This is a genomic window from Paenibacillus sinensis, from assembly GCF_019904155.1.
Taxonomy (GTDB): Bacteria; Bacillota; Bacilli; order Paenibacillales; family Paenibacillaceae; genus Paenibacillus_AQ; species Paenibacillus_AQ sinensis.
The window spans coordinates 26960-51463 of the sequence record NZ_JAHCMB010000026.1 but is presented as its reverse complement, the minus strand read 5'-3'; the positions used below and the strand labels follow the sequence as shown (position 1 = coordinate 51463).

General features: G+C 56.1%; 23 protein-coding genes and 1 riboswitch. Of the genes, 3 read left to right on the top strand and 20 right to left on the bottom strand.

Translation table 11 applies throughout. From position 1 onward, the window contains the following. Positions 1-147 precede the first annotated feature (147 nt). Positions 148-696: a hypothetical protein gene (locus KIH86_RS02055; protein ID WP_223086032.1), complete on the bottom strand. Its 549-nt coding sequence runs from the start codon at positions 694-696 to the stop codon at positions 148-150. A 106-nt stretch (positions 697-802) separates the two neighbouring features. Between KIH86_RS02055 and KIH86_RS02050 the strand changes: the two genes are divergently transcribed. Further along, positions 803-1705, top strand: coding sequence for a phosphatidate cytidylyltransferase (locus KIH86_RS02050; protein ID WP_407672230.1), 903 nt, complete (start codon positions 803-805; stop codon positions 1703-1705). A 126-nt stretch (positions 1706-1831) separates the two neighbouring features. On the opposite strand, the gene phoU is transcribed toward KIH86_RS02050, so the two are convergent. From phoU to citZ, 15 genes are all read right to left on the bottom strand, one after another. Further along, complete coding sequence (gene phoU, locus KIH86_RS02045; RefSeq protein WP_223084758.1) at positions 1832-2491, bottom strand: phosphate signaling complex protein PhoU; 660 nt, start codon at positions 2489-2491, stop codon at positions 1832-1834. Between the two features lie 75 nt (positions 2492-2566). Beyond that, a complete protein-coding gene (pstB, locus tag KIH86_RS02040) occupies positions 2567-3358 on the bottom strand; it encodes a phosphate ABC transporter ATP-binding protein PstB (protein ID WP_223084760.1) in 792 nt (263 codons plus the stop codon). Positions 3359-3428: 70 nt separating this feature from the next. Next, positions 3429-4883, bottom strand: a complete 1455-nt coding sequence (locus KIH86_RS02035) for a methyl-accepting chemotaxis protein (RefSeq protein WP_223084763.1) — start codon at positions 4881-4883, stop codon at positions 3429-3431. Between the two features lie 97 nt (positions 4884-4980). Beyond that, positions 4981-5709, bottom strand: coding sequence for a response regulator transcription factor (locus tag KIH86_RS02030; protein WP_223084764.1), 729 nt, complete (start codon positions 5707-5709; stop codon positions 4981-4983). Positions 5710-5776: 67 nt separating this feature from the next. Beyond that, the gene (gene pnpS / locus KIH86_RS02025; protein ID WP_223084767.1) at positions 5777-7573 is read right to left on the bottom strand and encodes a two-component system histidine kinase PnpS; all 1797 of its coding nucleotides are present in this window, start codon (positions 7571-7573) and stop codon (positions 5777-5779) included. Positions 7574-7975: 402 nt separating this feature from the next. Next, complete coding sequence (locus KIH86_RS02020) at positions 7976-9538, bottom strand: FumA C-terminus/TtdB family hydratase beta subunit (protein ID WP_223084768.1); 1563 nt, start codon at positions 9536-9538, stop codon at positions 7976-7978. Positions 9539-9657: 119 nt separating this feature from the next. Further along, on the bottom strand, positions 9658-10773 hold the full coding sequence (thiH, locus tag KIH86_RS02015) for a 2-iminoacetate synthase ThiH (protein ID WP_223084771.1): 1116 nt from the start codon (positions 10771-10773) through the stop codon (positions 9658-9660). 12 nt (positions 10774-10785) lie between these two features. Then, on the bottom strand, positions 10786-11556 hold the full coding sequence (locus KIH86_RS02010; RefSeq protein ID WP_316503302.1) for a thiazole synthase: 771 nt from the start codon (positions 11554-11556) through the stop codon (positions 10786-10788). Between the two features lie 61 nt (positions 11557-11617). After that, positions 11618-12652 carry a ThiF family adenylyltransferase gene (locus KIH86_RS02005; RefSeq protein ID WP_235775222.1) on the bottom strand — a complete coding sequence of 345 codons (1035 nt, stop codon included), beginning with the start codon at positions 12650-12652 and terminating at the stop codon, positions 11618-11620. A gap of 2 nt (positions 12653-12654) precedes the next feature. Further along, on the bottom strand, positions 12655-12861 hold the full coding sequence (gene thiS / locus KIH86_RS02000) for a sulfur carrier protein ThiS (protein WP_235775221.1): 207 nt from the start codon (positions 12859-12861) through the stop codon (positions 12655-12657). Next, positions 12842-13498, bottom strand: coding sequence for a thiamine phosphate synthase (locus tag KIH86_RS01995; RefSeq protein ID WP_223084776.1), 657 nt, complete (start codon positions 13496-13498; stop codon positions 12842-12844). The genes thiS and KIH86_RS01995 overlap by 20 nt, the downstream gene beginning before the upstream one ends. Positions 13499-13624: 126 nt before the next feature. Then, positions 13625-13727: riboswitch (TPP riboswitch) on the bottom strand. A gap of 103 nt (positions 13728-13830) precedes the next feature. Next, entirely contained in the window at positions 13831-14703 is an 873-nt protein-coding gene (locus tag KIH86_RS01990) for an SDR family oxidoreductase (protein WP_223084778.1), read from the bottom strand. Between the two features lie 236 nt (positions 14704-14939). Then, positions 14940-15371, bottom strand: coding sequence for a hypothetical protein (locus KIH86_RS01985; RefSeq protein WP_223084780.1), 432 nt, complete (start codon positions 15369-15371; stop codon positions 14940-14942). A 204-nt stretch (positions 15372-15575) separates the two neighbouring features. Beyond that, on the bottom strand, positions 15576-16871 hold the full coding sequence (gene icd, locus KIH86_RS01980; protein WP_223084786.1) for an NADP-dependent isocitrate dehydrogenase: 1296 nt from the start codon (positions 16869-16871) through the stop codon (positions 15576-15578). Between the two features lie 129 nt (positions 16872-17000). Further along, entirely contained in the window at positions 17001-18113 is a 1113-nt protein-coding gene (gene citZ, locus KIH86_RS01975) for a citrate synthase (RefSeq protein WP_223084789.1), read from the bottom strand. Between the two features lie 330 nt (positions 18114-18443). On the opposite strand from citZ, the gene ytvI reads away from it, so the two are divergent. Next, on the top strand, positions 18444-19559 hold the full coding sequence (gene ytvI, locus KIH86_RS01970) for a sporulation integral membrane protein YtvI (protein ID WP_223084790.1): 1116 nt from the start codon (positions 18444-18446) through the stop codon (positions 19557-19559). A gap of 104 nt (positions 19560-19663) precedes the next feature. Here the strand turns inward: ytvI and KIH86_RS01965 are convergent, their stop codons facing one another. From KIH86_RS01965 to KIH86_RS01955, 3 genes are all read right to left on the bottom strand, one after another. Continuing rightward, positions 19664-20062 (bottom strand): FxsA family protein, encoded by a 399-nt coding sequence (locus KIH86_RS01965; RefSeq protein ID WP_223084791.1) that lies wholly within the window; start codon positions 20060-20062, stop codon positions 19664-19666. Continuing rightward, positions 20059-20568 (bottom strand): acyl-CoA thioesterase, encoded by a 510-nt coding sequence (locus KIH86_RS01960; RefSeq protein ID WP_223084793.1) that lies wholly within the window; start codon positions 20566-20568, stop codon positions 20059-20061. The genes KIH86_RS01965 and KIH86_RS01960 overlap by 4 nt, the downstream gene beginning before the upstream one ends. A 68-nt stretch (positions 20569-20636) precedes the next feature. Further along, entirely contained in the window at positions 20637-21809 is a 1173-nt protein-coding gene (locus KIH86_RS01955) for an MFS transporter (RefSeq protein ID WP_223084799.1), read from the bottom strand. A gap of 103 nt (positions 21810-21912) precedes the next feature. Between KIH86_RS01955 and KIH86_RS01950 the strand changes: the two genes are divergently transcribed. Beyond that, complete coding sequence (locus KIH86_RS01950) at positions 21913-22638, top strand: G1 family glutamic endopeptidase (RefSeq protein WP_235775220.1); 726 nt, start codon at positions 21913-21915, stop codon at positions 22636-22638. A 140-nt stretch (positions 22639-22778) separates the two neighbouring features. On the opposite strand, the gene pyk is transcribed toward KIH86_RS01950, so the two are convergent. Then, a complete protein-coding gene (gene pyk, locus KIH86_RS01945) occupies positions 22779-24200 on the bottom strand; it encodes a pyruvate kinase (protein ID WP_223084801.1) in 1422 nt (473 codons plus the stop codon). Between the last annotated feature and the right edge of the window lie 304 nt (positions 24201-24504).

The window sequence follows — 24504 nt, the reverse complement described above, 5'->3', positions numbered from 1 at the left end:
GCGGTCGCTCTGGCTTCCCTCATTATGCCCGATTCGTTATGTTATCCGACCTCGCTATCCGCCACAAAATCCCCCCAAAGGGTCACCTTAGGGTCACTTCTGATTTCGGACCGGTTATATCCCTGTATTTCGATCAACGTATTTCGATCAAAAGCCCGTTCCCGGTTCATACTCCCTCAGTTTGCCTTCATAAATCAAAGTGAGCTGCTCGCACTTCCTCAAATCATCAGGCGTTACGAGGGCAGGCAGCTTATTCCACAGCTTGATGCCGGAGCGCTGCAGAATTTCCGCAACGAACTGCGAGCAGAAATAGGAATTGCTGAACTCAACCGGCTCCTTCAGAGCGACGCCGATCACACCAAGCAGATTATACAAATACTTGTGCCGGCTGCGTATGAAGACATGCAGCACCCTTCTCATCTTCTCGACTTCCCGCTCCGTTACCTTAAGTTCATAGAGGACGCAGGTCGTCTCCGGATACTTGCTGAATGTGCCTGTCTGGATATCTTCTTGTACGAAGCCTCCGTTCAGAGGATTGTCCGGGTTCTTCCTCCCGAAGCTGTACAGCTCCGACAGCTGCCGGTTAAACGAGATCGAAGCGTGATTGTACGGGGCTTTGGTATACGTCTGAATCACCCGTGTGAACAGTGTTCCGGTATTCGTAAGCAGAATAAAGACGGAATGATCGGCAGCCATCATGCGAAATCCCCTTATCAAAAATGAATTCTTCCTTCATAATAACATAGGAACCTTCCAGAAATTCTATTATTCGACAAGTTGGTGATCGCTGTTGACCCATTCGATGCTGCTATTGATCCTCGTCTTCTCCGCGCTGGCGGCTTTTCATTTCATCTATTATATAGTAGACCGAATTCAACCGGACAAGGACTATACCCCCATCGCCCTTCGCGTTAAAACATGGTGGAGCATGTTCTTCATCTTCTGTCTCGCCACCCTGGTCAGTCCTGTCGTATCCATGGTGAGCTTGATGGTGCTGATCTTCTTCGCGCTGAAGGAGTACTTCTCCATGATCCGCACCCGCAAAGCGGATCGCAGATTGTTCCTGTGGGCGTATTTGGCGATCCCGCTGCAGTTCTACTGGATCTACATTGACTGGTACGGCATGTTTATCGTCTTCATCCCCATCTATGTGTCGCTGTTCCTGCCGCTGCCGAGGCTGATCAACAAAGGAACGGTCGGGTTCCTTCGCAGTGTCAGCTCTACGCAGTGGGGGCTTATGCTGATGGTGTTCGGACTCAGCCATCTCGCCTACTTCCAGGTCGCCTCGCCGGAATACGGCGCCGGACTGGTGCTGTATCTGGTTGTGCTTACCCAGCTTGGCGACGTCGTTCATGTGCTGTTCTCTCTTTATTTAGGCAGGCGGAAGATCGTTCCGACCGCCAACCCCACTCTGACCTGGGAAGGCTTCGCCTGCTCGCTGCTCGTTACGACGGCGGTTTCTTTCTTCATTGCCCCGTACTTGACTCCAATCGCTCGTCCCTTCGCACTCTTCACCGGCGCGCTGATCAGTCTGAGCGGGTTCTTCGGCAGCCTGACGGTCTCCGTGCTGAAGCGGGATCTGCTGATCGGTGACGATGACAAGGCGCAGGCGCTGAAGAAGAGCTATCTCAGCCTGATCGACAGCCTTACCTATACGTCGCCGGTATTTCTCCATGTGATCCGGTATTTCTATGATTTCATGTAAAGGGGTATTCGAGGGATTCCCTGCTATATTTTGTAACGTAAAAAAAGCCGCCCATTGAACGCTTGTCATAAGCTTCAATGGGCGGTTTTGCTTCAATTATTGTCTGTTTACATTCCTTGCGGGAGGTTACCGGTTCAGATCAGGCCGTTTGCCTGTCACCAGGTACACGACGCTTTCACCGATATTGGTCGCATGATCCGCGATCCGTTCAATATAGCGGCCGACAAGAGTCAGCAGCATGGCCTGGGATACCGTTTCAGGCTGCTTCACCATGTAGCTGTACAGCTCGTTGATCATGGCGCTGTAGAGATGATCGACCTGGTCGTCGTCAAGCGCCATTTTGTGAGCCAGATCGGTGTTCTCGTCCAGATAGGCAGTGATGGCTTCGGACGTCATCGTCTTCACGATTTCAGCCATTCTCGGAATATCCACCAGCGGCTTGATCAGATGCTGCCCATGCAGGCGCAGCGTAACCTTCGCTACATCCAGTGCAAGATCGCCCATGCGCTCCAGATCGCTGGAAATCTTGAAAGCTACGATGATTCGGCGAAGATCCTTCGCCACAGGCTGCTGGGTGATAATCAGCCGGGAGCCGATATCCATGATCTGTTCTTCCATCTGATTCAGGCGAACGTCGGCCTGCACAATCTCCTGCGCGCGGTTCGTATCCTGCTGCTGCAGGGACTGTACTGCGCCTTCCAGTGCGTCAACTACATGTTCAGCCATTTGGCGAAGCAGGCTGCGCAGCTCATCCAGACTTTTATCAAATTCCACTCTACGGATCATAAAATAGGGTATCCTCCTCGAATCTATAAGTCTTCCGGGTCTTCGAAAATTCTTGTCCCCGCTGGGAGACGCAACTTATCCGAATCTTCCGGAAATGTAATCTTCGGTGCGCGAATCTTTCGGATTCGAGAACAGCTGCTCCGTTACGGCCGCTTCGACAATGACGCCGTTCAGGAAAAAGACGGTCTTGTCAGACACTCTCGCAGCCTGATGCATGCTGTGCGTAACCATAACAATGGTGTATTGCTTGCGAAGCTCCTGGATCAATTCCTCGATCTTCTGCGTGGATACCGGGTCAAGCGCAGAGGTTGCTTCATCCATAAGCAGAATGTCGGGTTGAACAGCCAGCGCACGCGCGATACAGAGCCGCTGCTGCTGTCCGCCGGATAGGCTGAGCGCGGATTTCTTCAGAAAATCCTTCACTTCGTCCCAGAGAGCGGCCTGACGGAGACTCTGCTCCACAAGCTGATCAAGCTCCGCCTTGGCCGGCTTGCCATGAAGGCGGGGACCGTAGGCGATATTATCGTAGATCGATTTTGGAAAAGGATTCGGCTGCTGAAACACCATGCCCACCTGTTTACGCAGGCTCTCAACCTCGATGTCCTCGCCGTAAATGTCAGTGCCTCCAATGAGAACCTTGCCATCGATCACTGTTCCCGGAATCATGTCGTTCATCCGGTTAAGTGTACGCAACAGCGTGGATTTCCCGCAGCCCGAAGGCCCGATAAAGGCGGTAACGGCCTTCTCGGGAACCTGCAATTCCATATCCTTGAGCGCATGGAAGGCTTCGTAATGCAGATTCAGCTTCTCTATGTCGATGATGGTCTTCTTGTCAGTCTTCTTATCGGTAGCCAGGGTGGCATTCATGTGCGTTCTCCTTCTCAGCATCTTCGGTACAAGTATATCCCCGGTTTGTTAATGGCACTCCTGAGAAATGTTAACGCTGTGTAAAATCCCCCATCGCCAGCAGCCGACTCTTGACTTCCTGAGCGCGATCAGCGCTCTGCCGGGCCAGGCGGCAGGCTGTCTCGTCGGCCTGCTCCACCGCCTCGACGGCGGTACGGAGATTCTGGAAGAGGCTTTTAGCCGCTGTCACTTCCCCGGCTCCGCCTGCGATGTCGCCGGAAGCGGCGCCGGTCAGCTCTGCGGTGCGTCTTGCCAGACCGCCGATTCCGGCGAGAAGCGAGGAGATGCTCTCCGTCAGCCTGCGGGTGTGATGGGAGAGCGAGCGGACCTCGGAGGCCACGACCTGAAAGCCGCGGCCGTGATCGCCCGCATGGGCTGCCTCGATGGAGGCGTTGAGCGCCAGAAGCTCGCTGGTCTCGGCGATTCCGCCGATTTCACCGGTGAGAGAAGCGATTTCCGACACATGCTCCAGCAGCTTCGCGACCTGGTCACGCTGTTCCGCGATACGTTCCTCCACACGGAGATAGGAGGTGTGAACATGATCCATTTTGCCCGATCCTGTCTCAATCCACCGTTCCATATGCACGCACTCCAGCCGGGCCGTTTCCGCCGCAGACGCCGCTTCCTGAAGCGCCGATTCCATGGAGCCGACATGGGCACAGCTTCCTTCAACGGTAAGCCGGCGTTCCTCCTCGGCCCGCTCCTGCAGTCGGCCGGAGAGTCTCATCAGGTCCCGGACCGTCAGTACGCCCTTCAATCTTCCGCCGCGCTTGAGCACAATGCAGTCATAGAACTGCGATTCGCTGCGGCTTAGAGCCCGTCCAATGACCTCGGAGGGAAGCTCGTCAATCTCGGCGGTCAGGGCTTCCATATCGGCGAAATGCAAAGCAGGACGGGAGTAGAACAGCTCCGCCGCGAACCGTCCCGACAGCTTGCGGTGAAATGCGTCCCGCATCAGCAGCCCTTCGGGAGCGCCGGAAACATCGGTTACTACCAGGCAGGGGGCATCCGGATGACTTCGGAATACGGCCAGCGCTTCCAGACAGTTCAGCATCGGCCCCACTTCCGGAACCGGCAGGCAGTAGTCGGCCAGCGCAACGCCTTCCCTGGCGCTATGCGGCAGTCCGGCGCTCGCTTGAGGCATCTCATCCTTAAGGGGAGAGACCGGTTTCTTCTTCTCGTTCGTCAAGACAGAATCGGAATGATTCGACGTAGCCGGAACATGAGCCTCAGCCGGAGCCTGCGCCGCATTCGTCTTTGCGCTCGAAGGCATGTCCGCACGTTCCGATTCGACAGCAATCTTGTTCCCCTGTGCGTCAATTGTCCCGTCTTGAACCGCTTTACGCTTCTCGCGCAGCCGGTCTTCATTATGTCCGGCTTCCTGCCGCTGGCGCCAGAAAGGGTCACGATCCGCAGCAAGCTCACTCTCTTCCTTCGCTTCTCCCCGCTTCACTTCTTCTTCGCTCTTGGTCAGTACCTGCACCATAATAAATCCCTCCGATAGTCTTTCATGATGTCCTCAGCCTATAAGACAAATGTCATGGGAATATCGACTCATTGTAAAAAAAAGAACCCCGTCGCCGTTAAACGACCGGAGTTCTTTGTTTGTTCACAACCAGCTTGTAACCGACGCCCCGAATGGAGTCGATGTGGACCGAATCGGGGTCCAGCTCCAGCTTCTTGCGCAGTGAGCTGACATGCACATCCACCGTCCGCTGGCCTCCGATATAATCGAAGCCCCATACGGCGTTCATGAGATCATCCCGCGTCAGCACGACACCTGGCTTGCGGGCCAGATAGAGCAGCACCTCGAATTCCTTGGGACGCAGATTAATGCTCTGGCCTCCAAGACTGACTTCATAGCGCTCGGGGTAAATCTCAAGCTGGCCCAGGATGATGGTGGAGTCACCCGGTTTCTGTCCTTCCTGCGGCTCATCCGGCAGGCCGGATACGCGGCGGAGCACGGCGCTGACTCTGGCAAGCAGCTCGGACACGCCGAAGGGCTTGGTCATATAATCGTCGGCGCCCGATTTCAGCCCGCGCACGACATCTTCTTCGGCATTCTTGGCCGTGAGCACGATGATCGGTGTCCGGATGCCCTGTCCACGCAGCTTATCGAGAATGTCGATTCCATTCATCCCCGGAAGCATGAGATCGAGGACTATCAGATCGAACTGTTCTTTAACCGCACGGTCATATCCTGCCGTTCCGTGATCCTCGAGCACGACGTCATAGCCCTCTTGCGTCAAATTGTAAGATAGAAGCCGGGCCAGCGTCGGTTCGTCTTCGATGACAAGCAATCGTTGAGTCATACATTCCCCCGCCTTATTATTTTTGACAAGCTCATCATATCATCGGAATGTTAACCGTGTGTAAAACTTAACTTTCCTCTTCCTGAAGCAGCGGCAGCTCCAGCGTGAAGGTGCTTCCGATCCCGAGATCGCTGTCCACAGAGATCGTTCCATGATGCAGTTCCGTCAAATGCTTGACGATCGACAAGCCAAGGCCGGTGCCGCCCGAGCTTCTTGACCTTGCCTTGTCGACGCGGTAGAACCGCTCGAAGATGCGCGGCAGATCCTTGCGGGGGATGCCCATTCCTGTATCCGACACAGAAAAGACCACCGTCTCTTCCCCGTCCGCCTTCTGCTTGTTGGCCACCGTCACCCGAACACTTCCGCCGTCATGCGTATAATTGATCGCATTGGAGAGCAGATTCAGAAAGATTTGACGCAGCTTGTCCTCGTCCGCTTCGATGAACAGCTCCTTAGGAACATCCATGCTGAGGGAAATGCTCTTCTTCTCCGCCACCTTGCTGAGCGTCTCCAGCAGCGACTGGAAGAAGGATTCCAGATGAATCGGAGAGCAGTCAAGCTGCACCCGCTTGGATTCGATTTTGGACAGCTCCAGAATATCGCCGATCAGCCGGTTCAGGCGCTCGTTCTCGTCGTAAATAATCTGCAGGAACGAATTGGCCGTCTTCTCATCCTTGACCCCGCCGCCGAGCAGTGTCTCTGCGAAGCCCTTGACCGCCGCGACCGGCGTCTTCAGCTCATGGGAGACGTTGGCGACAAATTCGCTTCTCATCCGTTCGAGCCGGCGAATCTCCGTAACCTCCTGCAACAGGAAAAGCATGCCCTGATAGCTCCCCCCCTGATTCATCGGAACGCCGTCCATCCGCATCGTGCGCTCACCGGAATTGTAGAAGTTCCGTTCCTCATGGACCGGCTCTCTGTGCGAGAGCCCCTCCTCCAGGATACGGGTCACCTCGAAATGGCGCTTCAGCTCCCGGAAATTCCGCCCGACCATGTCGACCGCGCTGACATCGAGCATCCGTTCAGCCGCCTTGTTGAGAAGAACGATTCGCTCATCCTCGTTCACAAGCAGAATGCCTCCGGTCATATTGTCCAGCACACTCTGCAGCAGATTCTCGTTGTCGCGGATCGTCCGCAGCTGGGTCTGCAGGCTGTCCGCCATCAAGTTGATGGCGCTGGCGAGCTGGCCGATCTCGTCCCTGCGCCTGAGGGGCACTCTGGCGTCATAATCCAGATCGGTGATGCGCCGCGCCACTCTCGTAATCTGCTCCAGCGGCGAGGTAAGCCCGAAGGCGACCCGGTAGCTGACCAGCGCGGCTGCGACGAACAACAACACAAGCCCGCCGGCCATAATCATCCAGGCCCGGTTCAATCCCTGTTCGACGGCGTCAAGCGCCATCGACAGCCGAATATAGCCCTTGAAAGTGCCGTTCTCCGCAGCTACCTTCTTGGCGACATAGAGCATGTTCTGGCCGATCGTATCACTGTGGCGGATGGCCCGCCCGATGCCATCCTTGGCGGCCTGGATTTCCTCTTCCCGGCCGAGATGGTTGTCCATCAGCTTGGGGTCCTTCTCGGAATCGCCGAGAACGGTGCCGTCCTCCCGGATGAAAGTTACGCGGGATTGCGTCAGCCGGCCGATTCTTTGTGCCTGGGCGGTATAATACGCCAGCGCCTCAGAACTGTCCATGTCCCGGAATTCCATGGTCCCGGTAAGGAGATCGATCTCCCGGGACATGTTGTCCTCCAGCGCCCCGACATGGGAATCTTTGAACAAATACGCCATAGTAAGGCCCGCCCCTACAATGGAAATACCGATCAAAATCATTAAAATCAAGGTAAGTCGGACCCGAAACGGTTTCATGGTCTCCTGCCTCTCTCCCTCTTGCTTCAGCTCTTTCTTCCGTCTTCTATGGTAGCCGGAATCCGGAGAGAACGCCAGCAGTCATTTCTGGAACCGTTAGGACTGAGCCTGGGACGCATTCCCTTCCGTGTCTCACCCATCTGCCCCGAGCCCCGGCACCCGTCACCCAGCCAAAGCTGATAGACCAGCATGACGGATCGCGGTCGCAAATCGGGCAAGCAGCTGAACAAGGACCGGGCATCAGATGCCCGGTCCTGCCGTACCGCTTGGATTACTTGAACCTTGTGAACCTCTCGAATTCCTTGAACTTCTTGAACTTCTCGGATAACTTGAATTCCTTGAGTTGCTTAAATCAATTTACTTATATCCCTTATCACTTGAATTACTCATATCGCTTAAATATTACTTAAACACCGGCTCGCGCAATCCGGCAAGCTTCTCGGCCGAATTCTTCTCAACATCCGCATGCAGGCTGCCGCCGTGCGAATCCATCGTAACGATTGCCGCAAAGCCCTCGACCTGCAAATGCCACATCGCTTCCGGAACGCCGAACTCCATGAAGTCTGCGCCGTTCACGTTCTTGATGCATTCGGCGTAATACTGCGCCGCTCCTCCGATCGCATTCAGGTAGACGGCGCCTTGTTCGCCCAGCGCCTGAAGCGTCTTCGCTCCCATGCCGCCCTTGCCGATGACGGCCCGGATGCCGAATTTACGGATAATGTCGGCCTGGTACGGCTCCTCGCGGATGCTCGTCGTCGGTCCCGCCGCCTTCACATGCCAGCCTTCCTCATCGTGCAGCATGACGGGGCCGCAGTGGTAGATAACGCCCCCGGCGAGGCCCACCGGAGAGTCATGATCGATGAGATGCTTATGCAGCGCATCGCGCCCGGTATGCATCTCACCCGAGAGGATGACGACATCCCCGACACGAAGGGACCGGATGTCCTCTTCGCTGATCGGCGTCGTCAGCCGGACCTCGCGCGAGGCGGGAGCAGCCGGAGCAGCTTCCGGTGCTGACTCCAGAGCAGCTCCAGCCGTCGATCCTTCCGCCTCGACGGATATGCCGGTTCCGCGTTCATACAGCCACTCGCGGATTTCGCCGGTCCCGGCGTCGAGCAGCACCCCCTGGCGCCGGAAGGCCCAGCAGTTATACGCTACGGAGACGAAGAAGCTGGCCGGCAGCCGGTTCATCGCGCCAACCTTGCAGCCCAGCAGCGTGACCTCGCCGCCGAAGCCCATCGTGCCGATGCCGAGCTCATTGGCATGCTCCAGTATGTAGTCCTCCAGCGCGGCCAGCTCCGGCACCGGGTTCGTGTCGTCCGTCTTCCGGAACAGCTGCTTCTTCGCAAGCTCGTAGCCGGAGGCCCGGTCGCCGCCGATGCCTACACCGATGAAACCGGCGCTGCAGCCCTGCCCCTGAGCCTGATACACGGCATGCAGAATACACTTGCGGATGCCGTCAAGATCTCGTCCGGCCTTGCCCAGACCTTCGAGCTCGGCTGGAAGACTGTACTGGATGTTCTTGTTCTCGCAGCCGCCACCCTTCAGAATCAGGCGGACATCGATTTGATCTTCTTCCCACTGCTCAAAATGGATAACAGGAGTGCCTCCGCCCAGATTGTCGCCGCTGTTCGCCCCGGTCAGCGAATCGACGGAATTCGGCCGCAGCTTGCCTTCCTTCGTCGCTCTCTGGACGGCGGCTTCGATATCCCGTTTGATCGCCAGCTGATTGACGCCCACCGGCGTATGAATGATAAAAGTGGGCATGCCGGTGTCCTGGCAGATCGGCGAAACTTCCGTCTCTGCCATACCGATATTTTGCGCGATGGTCGCGAGCGCAAGGCCCGAGCGCGAGGCCCGGTCTTCCCGGCTGCGTCCCTCGGCGATCGCATGGCGCACATCACCCGGCAGGTTGGTGGATGTTTCAACAATCAGTTCGTACAGGCTGTCTTCAAACCGCCGCATTGCATCATACTCCTCTCCGTCGTCCCGGTAATCATATGGATATTGTCAGATTCCATTCTGCATCTATCATATCATATCGGAACGGCGGTGAAAGGGATTGCTTCAAACATAAGGTTTGATCAAACCAGCTCTTCCGCCAGGATATCCCAGTCCTTGAACACCGGCTGCAGACCGCTCCGGTACAGCATCTCCCGGATCTCCGGCACGTTCCGCTCGTCGGAAATTTCGAACTGCGGCGTGCCTCCGCCGCCTGTATGGCCGCCCACCTCCGTCGTTACTCCCGCCGAAATTTTAGTGATGCCCAGATGCACCATCCGGTCCCGCAGCGCCGCAGGTTCGCGGGTCGACAGCGTAAGGCCCGAACGGGGCAGAAACAGCCGATAGGCAAGGATAATCTGCACAAGCGCCCGGTCGGTTACATCCGATTCCGGGCTGAAGCTGCCCAGGTAAGGCCGAAACCGGGGTGGCGCAATGCTGATCTCGGTTCCCGGGTAGCGGTCCTGGAGATACCGCGCATGCATGGCCGTCACGAATGCTTCTCGGCGCCAGTCGGAGAGACCGAGCAGCGCGCCGATGGTCACGGAGCGGAAACCGGCCTGGCAGCCGCGCTCCGGCGCGTCCAGCCGGGCCCTGAAGTTCCGCTTCGGCCCTTTGACATGCAGGCGGGCATAGGTCTCCCGGTCGTATACCTCCTGGAACAGGGTAAGCCCGTCAACTCCGCATGCCGCAAGCTCCCGGTATTCCTCAAGCGACAGCGGATTAACCTCAATGCTTACGGACGAGAAATGCCTGCGGAGAACCCCCGCGCATTCCTTCACATAGCTGACGGGCGAATCCTTCCGGGATTCCCCTGTCAGCAGGAGAATATGGCGAAGCCCCGTCGCGGCAATCGCTGACGCCTCGCGCTCAACCTCCTCCATCGTCAGCTTCTTCCGCGCAAAATCATGCTCGGCGCTGAAGCTGCAGTAGGTGCATTGGTTGACACAGTAATCCGCCACGTACATCGGCGTGAACAGCTGGACCGCATAGCCGAAATGCGCCCGGGTGATCCGGTTCGCCTTCTGGGCCATCTCCTCCAGATAGGGGCCGGCTGCCGGAGACAGTAAGGCAAGCAGATCCTCCGGCTCCAGCTTCTCACGGGACAACGCCCGTTCCACATCCTTGCTGCCATATTGCGCGAACTTGTCGGCAAACGGCATATTTTCCAGCTTCAAAAGGGTATCATAAAAGCTCATATTCAATCCCTCCTACACGCTCAGGAAGCCGGTCAGCGGTGAGGAAGCCTCTGCGGTATTCTGAACCGCTCCAAGACCCGCCAGATAGGCCTGCCGTCCGGCAGCAACGGCGCCGCGGAACGCTTCGGCCATCAGAAGCGGATCGCGGGCGGTGGCGATCGCCGTGTTGAGCAGCACGGCGGCGGCGCCCATCTCCATCGCTTCGGCCGCCTCGGACGGGCGGCCGATACCGGCATCCACAATGACCGGCAGTCCGGCCTCTTCGATCAGGATGCCGACCAGTTCCTTCGTCTTGAGCCCCCGGTTGCTGCCGATGGGAGCGCCCAGCGGCATGACCGCCGCAGCGCCGACATCCCGCAGCCGCAGCGCCGCCGACAGATCGGGGCTCATATAGGGCAGAACGACGAAGCCTTCCGCCGCCAGAATTTCCGTAGCCTTGATCGTCTCCAGATTATCAGGCAGGAGATATTTCTGATCGTTGATCACTTCGATCTTCACCCAATTCCCCATCCCCGCGGCTCTTGCCAGCCGCGCGATCCGCACCGCCTCCTCCGCAGTCCGCGCTCCGGACGTGTTCGGAAGCAGTGTCATATGTGGAGGAATATGCGTAAGAATGTTTTCCTCCCGGGAAGCGGGATCGACCCTCCGGAGAGCTACAGTGATAACCTCCGACCCGGAGGCTTCCACCACCTCCGGAATCAGCGTGTTGCGGCTGTATTTGCCTGTACCGATGAACAGGCGGCTGCTCAGGCTTTTGCCGCCGATATGAAAGAGATCCTGAATCATTGAATAATTCCTCCTTGATTCGCAATTGGATTACCTAGCATACGCTTCATGTCGATGACTACCCGAAATAACGATGATACAGCGATCTCGCCTCCACAGGATCGTCGGTTCCGTGAACCAGCACGCGGCCGTCCGGAAACACCGCCAACCGGTGCCGCTCCACAGTAAAAGACAGCATATACGGATTCCGTTCCACCCTTCCGTAGGGAGCCAGCCGTCTTCCCCACTCCTCCAAATCCAGCTTGAGCGGCGCCGGCGGAGAAATCTGCACCGTATCCCGGCCGCACAGGACGGCTGTCCTGGAATGCGAGGCTGCGGACAGATACGGGTAGGTACGCTTCTCCCCGCATGACGGACAATCGGCGCGCTTCAGCTTGTCCGTGCGGACGGACGAGTGACGGTTGGTCCACAGGTCGAAGGAGACCAGCGTGCCCCGCAGCGCTTCCGTACGGCCTGACAGCCATTTCAGCGCCTCTGCAGTCTGATAGGCGGCGGTCATCTGTACAGCGGGTCCGATAATGCCTGCCGTGTCGCAGGTATCCATGCCTCCGGGTATTCCGTCCATCAGGCAGTGCAGACAGGCACTCTGTCCGGGAACGATGGTCATCGACAGGCCATAGCTGCCGGTGCAGGCCCCGTATATCCAGGGGATATCCATTTTCGCGGTTATGTCGTTCAGGATCATCCGAACCTCAAAATTGTCTGAGGCATCCAGAACCAGATCAACGCCGTTCATATACAGGGCGATATCGCCCGCGGTAATATCGGCGACGATGCCCCCCACTTCAACCGCCGAATTGACGCTTCGCAGCCTTCGCGCGGCGGCTACCGCCTTCGGCATACGCCCGGCGGCATCCGCTTCGTCGTATAGATTTTGCCGCTGGAGATTGCTCCACTCCACATAATCGCGGTCAACGAGCGTAACACGCCCTACCCCTGAGCGGACCATCGTCTCCGCGCAGGCCGAGCCAAGGGCACCCGCTCCAACGATAAGCACCTTCTTCTGCGCCAGTCTGCGCTGGCCTTCGGCGCCGATTCCATAGAAGCGTTCCTGCCTGCTGTAACGGCTTGCCTCTTCAGGTTTCATGCTCATGGTCAGCCTCCCCCCACAAAATGCACCAGCTCGATCCGGTCGCCGTCAGCCAACATGATATTGTCATATTCCTCCCGGCTGACAATCTCTCCGTTCAATTCCACAACCAGTCTCCGATCCTTCCATTCCGGAAGCCGGAGAAGCCCGGCGAGCGTCCCGCTTTCCTCCTGGAGCAAGGTTTTCTCTCCGTTAATGACCACCTTCAACACCCCCACCTCCTTCCGCAATTTCCTTAAATGCGAATGCGGCTTCTGCCGCCTCGCGGTAAGCTCTCGCCGCCGATGCCGGATCTTCCGCACCGCAAATTCCGGACAGAACCGCGAATCCGGCTGCTCCTGTACGCAGCACTTCTCGGGCCTGCTCCGGACTTATACCGCCGATGGCGATAACCGGAACCGGGCAGGCCCGTACGGCTGCCTGCAATCCGCCAATCCCTCTTGCCGGAAGGCCGGGCTTGCTCGCCGTTGCATAGACATGACCGTACAGGCAGAAGTCCGCTCCTTCCTTGGCCGCTGCAGCCGCCTCCTCCGGTGAATGGACGGAGCAGCCCAGGCGGACGCCGGGAGCAAGACGCCGCGCAGCGGTGACAGACAGGCTGTGTCCGGCAAGCTGAACACCTCCCGCCCCGCAGGCCAAGCCGACATCCAACCGATCGTTCACGATCACTTTGTCAAGCGGAACGCCTTGCTCTGACATCTCCTCTACCAGCCGAAGCAGCTCCTTCGCGGTGCGCCTTTTTTCCCGCAAATGAATGAAATCCACGAAAGGATGTGCCTCGGCAGCAATCGCAAGAAGAGATTCGAGGCTCATGTCTCCTTGTGATACGAGATGGATCTCGGGATGCATGGATAATGCTCCTTTCTCCCGACACGGTGCGCCGCTTCTCATTCCCGGATGCAAAAGCAAAAAACCGCCCTCCCGAAGGAAGGCGGCGGAAATCGCGTTAACTGAACCAAAATAGGCTGATTAAACGTCCATTCGCTCTCACTTCCCTACGCTGGTATAAACCAGATCAGGTTCGAAGGGTCCGAACTTAAGCGTTCGTCTCAGCCTTGCGGCGCCCCCAGTGTCTACGACTATTTGATTGAGTGACCACAGGTAGTGTAGCATATATTCCCATTAAATCCTATCCCTTTTGTTACAAAAAAGACGGCACCGCCAGGATTACCTGCGTTAGATCAGCCGCCTACGATTTCACCGCCGTTGACATGCATCACCTGGCCGCTGACATACGACGAATCGTCGGAAGCGAGGTACACATAGGCGGGAGCCAGCTCCTCCGGCTGACCTGGACGCTGCATCGGCTGGGAAGCGCCGAACTCGCTGACCTTCTTCTCGTCGAACGTGGACGGAATGAGCGGCGTCCAGATCGGCCCCGGCGCCACCGCATTGACTCGAATACCCTTGCTTACAAGGTTCATGGCCAGGGAGCGGGTGAACGCCAGAATGGCGCCTTTTGTTGCAGAATAGTCCAGCAGCTGAGGGTTGCCCCGATAAGCCGTTATCGAAGTCGTATTTACAATGGTTGAGCCTTGTCCCAAATGGGGCATCGCCGCTTTCGTCAAATAGAACATCGAGAATATATTGGTACGGAATGTCCGTTCGAGCTGCTCGTTCGTAATATTCTCGATCATCTCCTGCGGATGCTGCTCCGCCGCATTGTTGATCAGAATGTCCAGCTTGCCGAGTCCTTCCACCGTCTTGTTGATAAGGTCCTGGCAAAAGGCTTCAACACCGATGTCGCCGGACACGAGGACGCACTTGCGTCCTTCCTGTTCGACCTGGCGCTTCGTCTCCTCCGCGTCGGTATGTTCATTCAGATAAGAGATCACCACATCGGCGCCTTCTTTGGCAAAAGCTACCGCCACTGCGCGGCCGATCCCGCTGTCTCCTCCTGTAATGAGAGCCGCCTTGCCCAGCAGCTTGCCCGCCGCTTTGTAGTCTTTAGGCTCATACTGGGGACGCGGCGTCATCACCGACTCTAAGCCAGGCTGGCGATCCTGATGCTGGGGAGGCAGGGTCTTCAAGTTCTGGGTATTACTCTCGGGCATATCTCATTCTCCTCTCATAAGTTGTCTGGCAGGCCCGTACTTTCTTTAGGATGGCTGGATTCATATCTATTATTCCGGTTGTTCCAGCCTTACGCTAATTAACTTAACCAATCGGGTGAGGCTCAATCAGCGAAAAAAAAGCTGTGCCGGAGTCATCGAAATGACCGCAGCACAGCTTCATCGTACACAGACAGAACAAAGGAACAGCTCTTTAAGCGATTCTAATAAACGATTCTTTAAATGATCTCGTTAAACACCATGAAGAACAGCATCACAAGCAGCAATACCGCCAGCAGGGCGCTGAGCGTCCGGATTTTGCCGGTTTCGCTTGCGACATCGCGGTTCTCTTTCATACCGTTTGCAGCCAGGCGAAGAGGTTTGCCCATAATGCCGGCAAGTGCGAACATGGCAAGCAGGAGCAGCGTAACGACGATCATCCAGGGCACCGAGAGGTCATCTTTCTTGGTCATCATGTAGCCGCCGGTCAGCAACTGGATGACAAGCCCGTATTGGGCAAACCGGTTGAAGCCGCCGATCGCGCTGAGCGTGCCTTCCTTGGCCGCAGGCGACAGCTTCTCCGTCCGGCTAAGGACGAAAGGCAGCACCAGATAGAAGCCGAGCGCCACCGTACCGATCATATGTAGAAACATTAGCACATGCCAGTCCATAACACGATCCTCCCAACATTACTATGATTTATGTTACATCTAACGATATTATAGCAAATCGACTATCAATCCAAAAGAAAAACCCCGCCTTATCGTCCATAAAGCGGGGTTGTTCGTTCATATATTTGTCAATAACGGAGCGATCGTCCCGTTACACATGGTCAAAGCCGTTACAAGTTGTGCTGGCTCCGCCTGATTGCGGACCTACATATGCTTGATGACTTCGTCAGCAAATTCCGAACATTTAAGCTCGGTTGCGCCTTCCATCAAACGTGCAAAATCGTACGTAACCGTCTTGTTGTTGATCGCCGTTCCCATGCCTTTGTAGATCAGATCGGCGGCTTCCTGCCAGCCCAGATGCTCCAGCATCATAACGCCGGACAGTACGACCGAACCCGGATTCACAACGTCCTTGTCTGCGTATTTCGGCGCAGTACCGTGAGTCGCTTCAAAGATGGCATGTCCGGTCACATAGTTGATGTTCGCGCCGGGCGCGATGCCGATTCCGCCGATTTGCGCTGCCAGTGCGTCGGACAGGTAGTCGCCGTTCAGGTTCAGCGTGGCGATTACGTCAAAGTCCGTCGGCCGCGTCAGCACCTGCTGCAGCGCGATGTCCGCAATGGCGTCCTTGATGATGATTTTGCCTTCCTGCTCGGCAGCTTTCTGGGCTGCGTTGGCCGCGTCGGTGCCTTCGGCTTCCTTGATCTTGTCGTACTGGTTCCATGTGAACACCTTGTCGCCGAATTCCTGCTCGGCCACTTCATAGCCCCAGTTCTTGAACGCGCCTTCCGTGAACTTCATGATGTTGCCTTTATGCACCAGCGTAACGCTCTTGCGGTCATGCTTGACCGCATATTCGACGGCTGCCCGAACCAGACGCTTGGAGCCTTCCGAGGATACCGGCTTGATGCCGATGCCCGATGTCTCCGGGAAGCGGATCTTGCTCACACCCATTTCATTCTGCAAAAATTCGATAACCTTCTTGACCTGCTCCGAACCTTCCTGGTATTCGATACCGGCGTAGATATCTTCCGTATTCTCGCGGAAAATAACCATGTCGACCAGCTCCGGATGCTTGACCGGAGAAGGCACGCCGTCGAAATAGCGGACGGGACGCAGGCAGACATACAGATCCAGCTCCTGCCGCAGAGCCACGTTCAGGGAACGGATGCCTCCGCCGATCGGAGTTGTGAGAGGTCCCTTGATCGCTACAATATATTCGCGAATCGCTTCGAGCGTATCATTGGGCAGCCATTCTCCATATGTATTGAACGCCTTCTCTCCGGCGAACACCTCGTACCAGGCAATGCTCTTCTTGCCGCCGTATGCCTTCTCTACCGCAGCGTCAAGCACGCGTTTGGAAGCTTTCCAGATATCCCGGCCCGTTCCGTCACCTTCAATGAATGGAATGATCGGATGGTCCGGAACCTGAAGTTTGCCTCCGTCAATGATAATTTGCTCGCCTTCCGTTGGCAGTTCGAATTTTTCCAGCTTCAACATGAATGTGTACTCCTCCTTATAAGTGGGTATGCAGCATACGCTTCTTTCACCAGGGCAAGGCTGCCAGCCAGCTCCGGGAAAGAAGCGTACACCTGTCAATAAACGCTGCCGCGTAAGTCTGACATTCTCCTATCTCTCATCGACCGGAACGTATTTCTGTTCCACCAGTCCCGTGTATTCCGCACGCGGGCGGATAATCCGGTTATCCTCATACTGCTCAAGAATATGCGCGGTCCATCCCGATACCCGGCTGATAGCGAAGATTGGAGTGAACAGCTCACGCTCTATGCCTAATTGAGTATACACGGAGGCGGAATAAAAATCGACATTCGGCCGCAGGCCTTTCTGCCCGGTAACCAATTCCTCGACCTTAACCGACATGTCGAACAGGCGCGTATCGCCTTTCATAATGCCGAGCTCGCGGGACATTTTCATGAGATGCTTGGCGCGCGGATCGCCATTCTTGTAGACGCGGTGTCCGAAGCCCATGACCTTCTCCCGGCGCTCCAGCTTGGTGCGGATATAGGGCTCGACATTCGACAGACTGCCGATCTCCTCCAGCATCTTCATGACCGCCTCATTAGCGCCGCCGTGCAGCGGTCCCTTCAGAGCGCCGACAGCAGACGTAACGCCGGAGTAAATATCGGACAGCGTGGCGACCGTTACTCTGCCGGCGAAGGTCGAGGCGTTAAGCTCGTGATCGGCATGCAGCACAAGCGCCGTATCCAGCGCTTTGACGGACACCATGTCGGGCTGTTGGCCCCGAAGCATATACAGGAAGTTCTCCGCGATGGAGACGCCCTTAAGCGGAGCTACCGGCTCCAGTCCTTTGCGGATGCGTGCAAGAGCAGCGACGATCGTCGGAATCTGTGCCTGCAGCATGACGGCTTTGATCTCATTGGATTCACGGCTCATGTCATCGGCGGCTTCGTCGTACAGAGCCAGGCTCGAAACAGCCGAACGCAGTGCCGCCATCGTATTCGTATCTTTCGGATACAGCTTCATCTGGGCAATGAGCGGCTCCGGAATTGCGGCAAAATCGCTGAGATCCCGTTTCAGCTTATCCAGCTCGGCCGTAGTAGGCAGCGAACCGAACCAGAGCAGAAAGACAGTCTCTTCGAAGCTTGCATGTTCCGCAAGATCGTCAATATCGTAGCCGCGGTACGTTAGTATGCCGTCCACGATCGAGCTGATGGATGAAGTAGTGGCAACGATGCCTTCCAGTCCTTTGGTAACTGTCATTGTCTCAATCTCTCCTTTGGCCAACCGGATAATCGGAATATCGATTCATGTAAACATTTACAATTTGAAGTATTTTGACCCAGTGCTGTACAGTCCTAAAGTTTAACCCTCTATTTATCATACTTGAAATTGTCGGTTACGTGAACTATGTGGAAGCTTTATGACGCATCAAATGATTTTATCGGAGAGATAGAAAAATACTTCTTTCCCGGGCGTTTCAAGTAAACGTTCTCAGTTTAGTGCTACGGAAAATGGGCTGTTTTTCGGGTACAGAGAATATACATGAAGAGAAGAAGACAGGCTTCGCCGCCGTACGAAAGGAGGAACCGCATGGACCGGCTCACGCTGAAACGGGTGCTTCGCGCTCTATGGGTCCTGCTCACTATTCTGCTCATTCTGTTGAGCCTCTATGTGCTGCTCCCGCTGCTCTACCCGCTTCTTCTGGCCTGGCTACTCGCCTGCAGCATACGGCCGCTCGTGGCGCGGCTTAAGCGGCTTCATGTGCCCCCATGGCTTGCTGTCATTTTATCGCTGGCGCTCTATCTGGGCTCGGCCGGGCTCGTTCTGACCGCCCTCATCACAAGGCTCGTCAAAGAGCTTGCCAGCCTCGCCCAGACCTTCAATGAGCAAGCGCCGCAGTGGCGGGAGATGCTGATGGCCTGGACGCGAAGCGCCAGACTGCAGAATATCATCAATCAGATCAACCAGTTCTACGCCAGCAACCCGAGCCCTCACTCCCCCTTGGGAGGACCGATCAGCAAGACGGGCGAAACGATCGGAATTGCCTTCACCCGGCTGATCACCGGGATCTTCAATTTCATCCTCGGATTGATCGCCCAGCTGCCTTCTCTCGGCACTGTGCTGGTTGTCGTCGTGCTTGCCTCTTTCTTCCTTGCAACGGGCTGGGAACGAAGAAACAGGGCGCTGGCGGCACTGTTGCCGGAGAGCTTTCGAAGCATGGCTTTCGAGATATGGAATGATCTGCGCAGCGCCCTGTTCGGCTATATCATGGCCCAGTTCTTCCTGGTCACGGTCACCGGCGCCATCGTGATTGCCGGACTGGCACTCCTGGGTGTGGAATCGGCCTTTGTGCTGGGCCTCATGATCGGCGTTGTCGATCTGCTTCCCTACCTCGGCGTCGGCGTCGTCATGATCCCCTGGGCGGCCGTCTCGTTCATGACCGGGGACACGCCGCTGGCAGCCGGCCTTGGGGTTCTGTATGTCGTCGTTGTCATTACGCGCCAGGTGCTGGAGCCGAAGGTGCTGGCCAGCAGCATCGGCCTCGATCCGCTTGCCATGCTGATCGGCATGTTCGCCGGACTCAGGCTGTTCGGCGCCGCAGGCCTGATCCTCGGCCCTGTCCTGCTCGTCATACTGGGCGCTTTCCGGCGGGCAGGCGTCTTTCGGGGAATTCAATCCTACATTCTCAGCGGCAGACTGCATTAGGGAACCCGACTGGATGGTCTCTGACACATTAAAAAGAGCGGATTGCCCAGCTTACAGCGGGCTCCGCTCTTTTTAATGCCAACAGGTTGAAGGTCCTGCCGTTACTATCTTCTGTAAAACGTAAAGGTTCCGTTCTTCATCCTCTTCTCCAGCCACTTCAGCAGCAGCCCCCGGTATATGGTGCGAGTCAAAGGGAAGACCAGCGTGAAGCCGACGATATCCGTGATAAACCCCGGAATGATGAGCAATAATCCGCCAAAGAACACACAGAGTCCGTCCAGCATCGTCCTTCCGGGAACAAGACCTTCCTGCATCTGCTGCTTGCTGTCCTGCAGTACCTTGCTTCCCTCAAAACGCATCATCAGAAGCCCGATCAACGAAGTGGAGACAAGCAGCAGCAGCGTCTTGGGCGCTCCCAGCCAGGAAGAGACGAGAATGAAGCCGAACAGCTCGAATGCCGGAATGATAAACAGTGCGGCCCAGAGCCAGCTTTTCTTAATCATAGCGACCTCCGTTCCCGCCCCAGCGCAGCCAGAATGGCGTTATATGCATCCGGAAGCGTGCGGTCCAGCCGAACCGGCCTCATCTCCCGGCTGACCCAGGCATGAGCGGTTGAGCCGGTTACCAGCAGCTCGCCATCAGGGGCTTCACGGAAGCCCGATTCCGGGCATCCTATCCCGGGCCGCTCCTCCGCCGCCCGCCGGATCTCATAGGCGTAGGCGATACGAAGCGGAGTGAATGCCGTCATCCGTGTGTACACAGCAACCAGATCATCGTATCTGGCAGACCTTTTGTAGTTCAGCTCCGCCGACAGAACGGGAAGCAGTACGCCCTGGCTTTCCAGACCGGCATAGGTGAAGCCCAGCTCCCGGAGCATCTCGGTCCGCCCGATCTCGAACCAGTTCAGGTAGTTGGAGTGGTAGACCACGCCCATTTGATCACTCTCTTGGTAGCGGACCCGGAACAGGGCGGCATGCCAGGGGCCGGGAAAAAGATCTTGAGAATTCATGCGTGACAACCTCTCTTCTTGAATTGACATATACCGCAACGGCGCATCCTCGCTTGGAAGGCTGGCAGCTAGATGCCTGCCTCCTGCGCTGCGGGGAGTCGCCTGCGCGAACCCCGGGCCACATAGAAGAGCAGCAGCGCACCCGCTGCGGAGCTGATCATGCAGGCGATATTCATCGTCTGCACACCGCCTTGATTCAGGAGCACCCCGTTGATCAGATTCCCGAGAATACCGGAAAATCCGGAAAATACCATATTGAAAACGCTTTGTCCCGTCGCCTGCATATCGGCTGAAGTGATCCGGGACACGTATTCTACGGCTGAAATGTAGAAGAATCCGAACGACAGGCCATGCAGCGCCTGAACAGCGATCATGACTTCAGGATACGGGAAGATCACCTGGATTGTCCAGCGTAGCACATAGATCAGGGCCGCAAGCAGCAGCGTTCTCTCCGTTCCCCACCTGCCGATCACGCGGGAAGCTGCGAACATGGACGGGACATTGGTGATCGAAGCCAGCAGCAGTGCAATGCCCGCATGATCGGTACTCCCTCCCACTGATTTAAAGGCCAGCACAAAGTAAGTTCCGAACGCGGTCATCGTCTGATTGACGAGAAAGCTGCCGCCCAGGAAAGCCAGAAAAATCCGGTTCGACACGAGCTGTCTTACGCCTTGCGCGAATGAATGGGCCATCATATGATTCTCTCCGGCATCCTTCGGCAGGCTCAGCGCCACGGTGACGGCGAGCAGATTGAAGAGCAGGAAGGGCGCCCAAAGGGTCGATACGGACAGACTCGACACATACAGACCGCCTGCATAGCTTCCCGTTGCCGCGCCAAAGCTCATCATCAGCCGGATGCTGCCGTAGGTGGAGCCGGCTTCTCTCACCGCCGCAATGGCGTAGGAATCGGCGATAGGCGCCTGGGTGGAGGAGAAGATGGTGGAGACCATATACACCGCAAGCAGAACGATGAACATATCCGACCGGTAAAAAACAGCCAGCAATCCCGGCACGGCGACGCTCAGAATCAGAACGAGCCGGGTCTGCCTGTACCGGTCGGCAATTACTCCCCAGCCCGGCTGGATCACAATGGCGACCAGAGTCCCCACCGCCATCAGCACGCCGACCTGGCTGGCGTTTAAGCCGTTCTCAGCCAGAAGCAGAGTCAGATAAGGTCCGAATATGCCGCCCGCCAGTCCCAGGAACAGGTAAAACACGCGCAGCTTCAGCAATTTTGTCATGTCAATCGGCTAATCCTCTCCGTCTATTTTCACATATTGCCCAAGCCTTTGCCGCTCTAGCCGCATTAACTGTCTTATCCTCGAAGAAGGAGACGGCGAACCGATGACAAGAACGATGAACTCTTCGAACAAGCGCAGCTCCACCCGGCCCCGTCTGGACGGCAAGTCTTATCTGCAGTTGGCCAAAAAGGAAGGCTTCGGCTGGGTTTCAGGCAACTGGGTCGGTTATGCCCTGTCCGGGTCAAATGGGGTTTACCGGCAAATCTCGGGCGAATGGACCGTTCCCTTCGTAATGCGGACCCCCCGCTCCGCTTATTCCTCCGCATGGATCGGCATCGACGGATTTCATAACGGCAGCCTGATCCAGACCGGAACAGGGCATGAATGTGTGGAGGGTGTCGTCCGCTATTATGCTTGGTGGGAAATTCTCCCTGTGGAGGAGACCGTAATTCACAAGCCTGTCCATCCGGGCGACCGGATGCGCGCCGTGATCGTGATGCTGTACAGAGGCAAATGGTTCATCTCACTGAGCAATCTCACAAGAGGCTGGACCTTCCGTACCGTACAGCCATACAACGGCCCCCGGAATTCGGCTGAGTGGATCGTTGAAGCACCGCAAGTCGAGGGAAGAACAACACGATTGGCCTGGTTCTCTTCCATACCATTCCGCAACTGCCAGGTTAACGGCAGGAATCCCCGACTGTCACCCTCCGATGGCGGTATCCTGACTCAGGATCGCAAAATTGTGGCGATTCCCTCCTGTCCTTCTCCATCAGGAGATGCGTTTCTTGTGAAGCGGAAGCTGTGGACAGGCTCCTTCCTCGGGTAAGCTCAGACCGACTTCCCATATGCCATTCCTTGAATCATTTTGCTCCCGACTTCACACAAAAAGCAATGGCAGGAGCTGCCATTGCTTTTTGGGTTACAAGCTATCATAAATTGCCTGAAAAGCAGGTTCGGAATTTCAGACTATTCCGTAATTTGCTCAACCTTCACCAGGTTAGTGGAACCCGAATGTCCGAACGGAATACCTGCTGTGATAACAGCCAGGTCGCCGGCTTTTACGAGTCCGGAAGCCTTGCCGCCCTTAACAGCTACCTGAAGGAGCTCATCAGTCGAGTTGGCAGGCTCGCCATATACCGGGAACACGCCCCATACCAGCGCCAGCTGACGCATCGTTCTCTCTTGTGGAGTAACGGCGATAATCGGGGACTTCGGACGGTACTTGGATACGACGCGAGCCGTATGTCCGCTTACTGTGGAAGTCAGGATGGCAGCGGCGTTCAAGTCCAGCGCGGAGATCGCTACGGATTGGCTGATCGCTTCCGTAACGGCCGTTTCCTGGGCAATCTGCTGCTTCAGGAAGATTTCGCGATGATCCAGAGCGGATTCCGCTTTCTCGGCGATGCGGGACATCGTCAGTACGGATTCTACCGGATATTTACCAGCAGCCGTCTCACCGGACAGCATGATAGCGTCGGTTCCGTCGAAGATCGCGTTAGCCACGTCACTTGCTTCGGCGCGGGTTGGACGCGGGTTGCGCTGCATGGAGTCCAGCATCTGGGTAGCTGTGATAACCGGCTTGCCGGCGATGTTGCACTTCTTGATCATGAGCTTCTGAGCCAGCGGCACATCTTCCGCCGGAATTTCCACGCCAAGGTCGCCGCGGGCAACCATCAGGCCGTCGGATACAGCAAGAATTTCATCAAGGTTGTCGACACCTTGCTGATTTTCAATTTTGGAGATGATTTGGATGTGGCCAGCGCCACGGCTCTCGAGAAGATCGCGAATTTCCAGAACGTCGCTGGCTTTGCGAACGAAGGAAGCGGCGATAAAATCGATGTCCTGTTCAATCCCGAAAATGATATCGTTGGTGTCCTTTTCCGTAATGCCCGGCAAGGAAATGGCAACTCCAGGCACGTTAACGCCCTTCTTGCTCTTGATCGTTCCGCCGTTGACAATGCGGGTCTTGATTTCAGTGCCTTGAATGTCGACAACTGTCAGCCCGATCAGGCCGTCGTCGATCAGGATCGTGGAGCCTACCGAAACGTCGCTTGGAAGATCCGAATAAGTAACGGAGATACGGTTCTTGTCGCCAAGAATTTCTTCCGTCGTCAATGTCAGATATTCGTCCTGCACCAGTTCAATCGGTTCCACTTCCAGCTTGCCAGTGCGAATCTCTGGTCCCTTGGTATCGAGCAGGATGGCAACAGTCTTGTTCAGTTCTTTCGATGCCGAACGGATCGTCTTGATGCGCGCTCCATGCTCTTCGAAATCACCGTGGGAGAAGTTCAGGCGAGCAACATTCATTCCAGCCAGAATCAATTTCTTGATGTTCTCCAACGATTCACTTGCAGGACCAATCGTACATACAATTTTACTTTTCCGCATTAGGTTTTCCTCCGTTTTTTTGTTTCTCTCTGTCTCACTTTTTCCAACTACAAAATCTACTACAAAGTTGCCTGTTTGAATAGGAACTATGTCATATGCAGTATAGACTGCGCCCTTATGAATATTACTGCAAGCGCCGGACAAAATCAATGACCTTACGGCTTTTTTTGGCAAGATGCCTGCGAAAGAACGCCCTGCCATTAAAAAATTCAAGGCGAAATCTCTGGATATAATTTCTGTAATCTCTTAAGTTTATTGAACCGTGACCACCTATGATGGCAGCAGTCCTGACAACCCGCTTCCA

Bases quoted from the DNA above. Each gene is read 5' to 3' on its own strand.
- icd (WP_223084786.1), bottom strand. From the start codon at position 16,871: ATGTTGAAGCTGGAAAAATTCGAACTGCCAACGGAAGGCGAGCAAATT.
- pnpS (WP_223084767.1), bottom strand. From the start codon at position 7,573: ATGAAACCGTTTCGGGTCCGACTTACCTTGATTTTAATGATTTTGATC.
- KIH86_RS01985 (WP_223084780.1), bottom strand. From the start codon at position 15,371: ATGGACTGGCATGTGCTAATGTTTCTACATATGATCGGTACGGTGGCG.
- KIH86_RS02030 (WP_223084764.1), bottom strand. From the start codon at position 5,709: ATGACTCAACGATTGCTTGTCATCGAAGACGAACCGACGCTGGCCCGG.
- ytvI (WP_223084790.1), top strand. From the start codon at position 18,444: ATGGACCGGCTCACGCTGAAACGGGTGCTTCGCGCTCTATGGGTCCTG.
- KIH86_RS02050 (WP_407672230.1), top strand. From the start codon at position 803: ATGCTGCTATTGATCCTCGTCTTCTCCGCGCTGGCGGCTTTTCATTTC.
- KIH86_RS02005 (WP_235775222.1), bottom strand. From the start codon at position 12,652: ATGAGCATGAAACCTGAAGAGGCAAGCCGTTACAGCAGGCAGGAACGC.
- KIH86_RS01965 (WP_223084791.1), bottom strand. From the start codon at position 20,062: ATGATTAAGAAAAGCTGGCTCTGGGCCGCACTGTTTATCATTCCGGCA.
- pyk (WP_223084801.1), bottom strand. From the start codon at position 24,200: ATGCGGAAAAGTAAAATTGTATGTACGATTGGTCCTGCAAGTGAATCG.
- KIH86_RS02055 (WP_223086032.1), bottom strand. From the start codon at position 696: ATGGCTGCCGATCATTCCGTCTTTATTCTGCTTACGAATACCGGAACA.
- KIH86_RS02020 (WP_223084768.1), bottom strand. From the start codon at position 9,538: ATGCGGCGGTTTGAAGACAGCCTGTACGAACTGATTGTTGAAACATCC.
- thiH (WP_223084771.1), bottom strand. From the start codon at position 10,773: ATGAGCTTTTATGATACCCTTTTGAAGCTGGAAAATATGCCGTTTGCC.
- KIH86_RS01960 (WP_223084793.1), bottom strand. From the start codon at position 20,568: ATGAATTCTCAAGATCTTTTTCCCGGCCCCTGGCATGCCGCCCTGTTC.
- KIH86_RS01955 (WP_223084799.1), bottom strand. From the start codon at position 21,809: ATGACAAAATTGCTGAAGCTGCGCGTGTTTTACCTGTTCCTGGGACTG.
- KIH86_RS01990 (WP_223084778.1), bottom strand. From the start codon at position 14,703: ATGCCCGAGAGTAATACCCAGAACTTGAAGACCCTGCCTCCCCAGCAT.
- KIH86_RS02035 (WP_223084763.1), bottom strand. From the start codon at position 4,883: ATGGTGCAGGTACTGACCAAGAGCGAAGAAGAAGTGAAGCGGGGAGAA.
- pstB (WP_223084760.1), bottom strand. From the start codon at position 3,358: ATGAATGCCACCCTGGCTACCGATAAGAAGACTGACAAGAAGACCATC.
- KIH86_RS01995 (WP_223084776.1), bottom strand. From the start codon at position 13,498: ATGCATCCCGAGATCCATCTCGTATCACAAGGAGACATGAGCCTCGAA.
- KIH86_RS01950 (WP_235775220.1), top strand. From the start codon at position 21,913: ATGACAAGAACGATGAACTCTTCGAACAAGCGCAGCTCCACCCGGCCC.
- citZ (WP_223084789.1), bottom strand. From the start codon at position 18,113: ATGACAGTTACCAAAGGACTGGAAGGCATCGTTGCCACTACTTCATCC.
- phoU (WP_223084758.1), bottom strand. From the start codon at position 2,491: ATGATCCGTAGAGTGGAATTTGATAAAAGTCTGGATGAGCTGCGCAGC.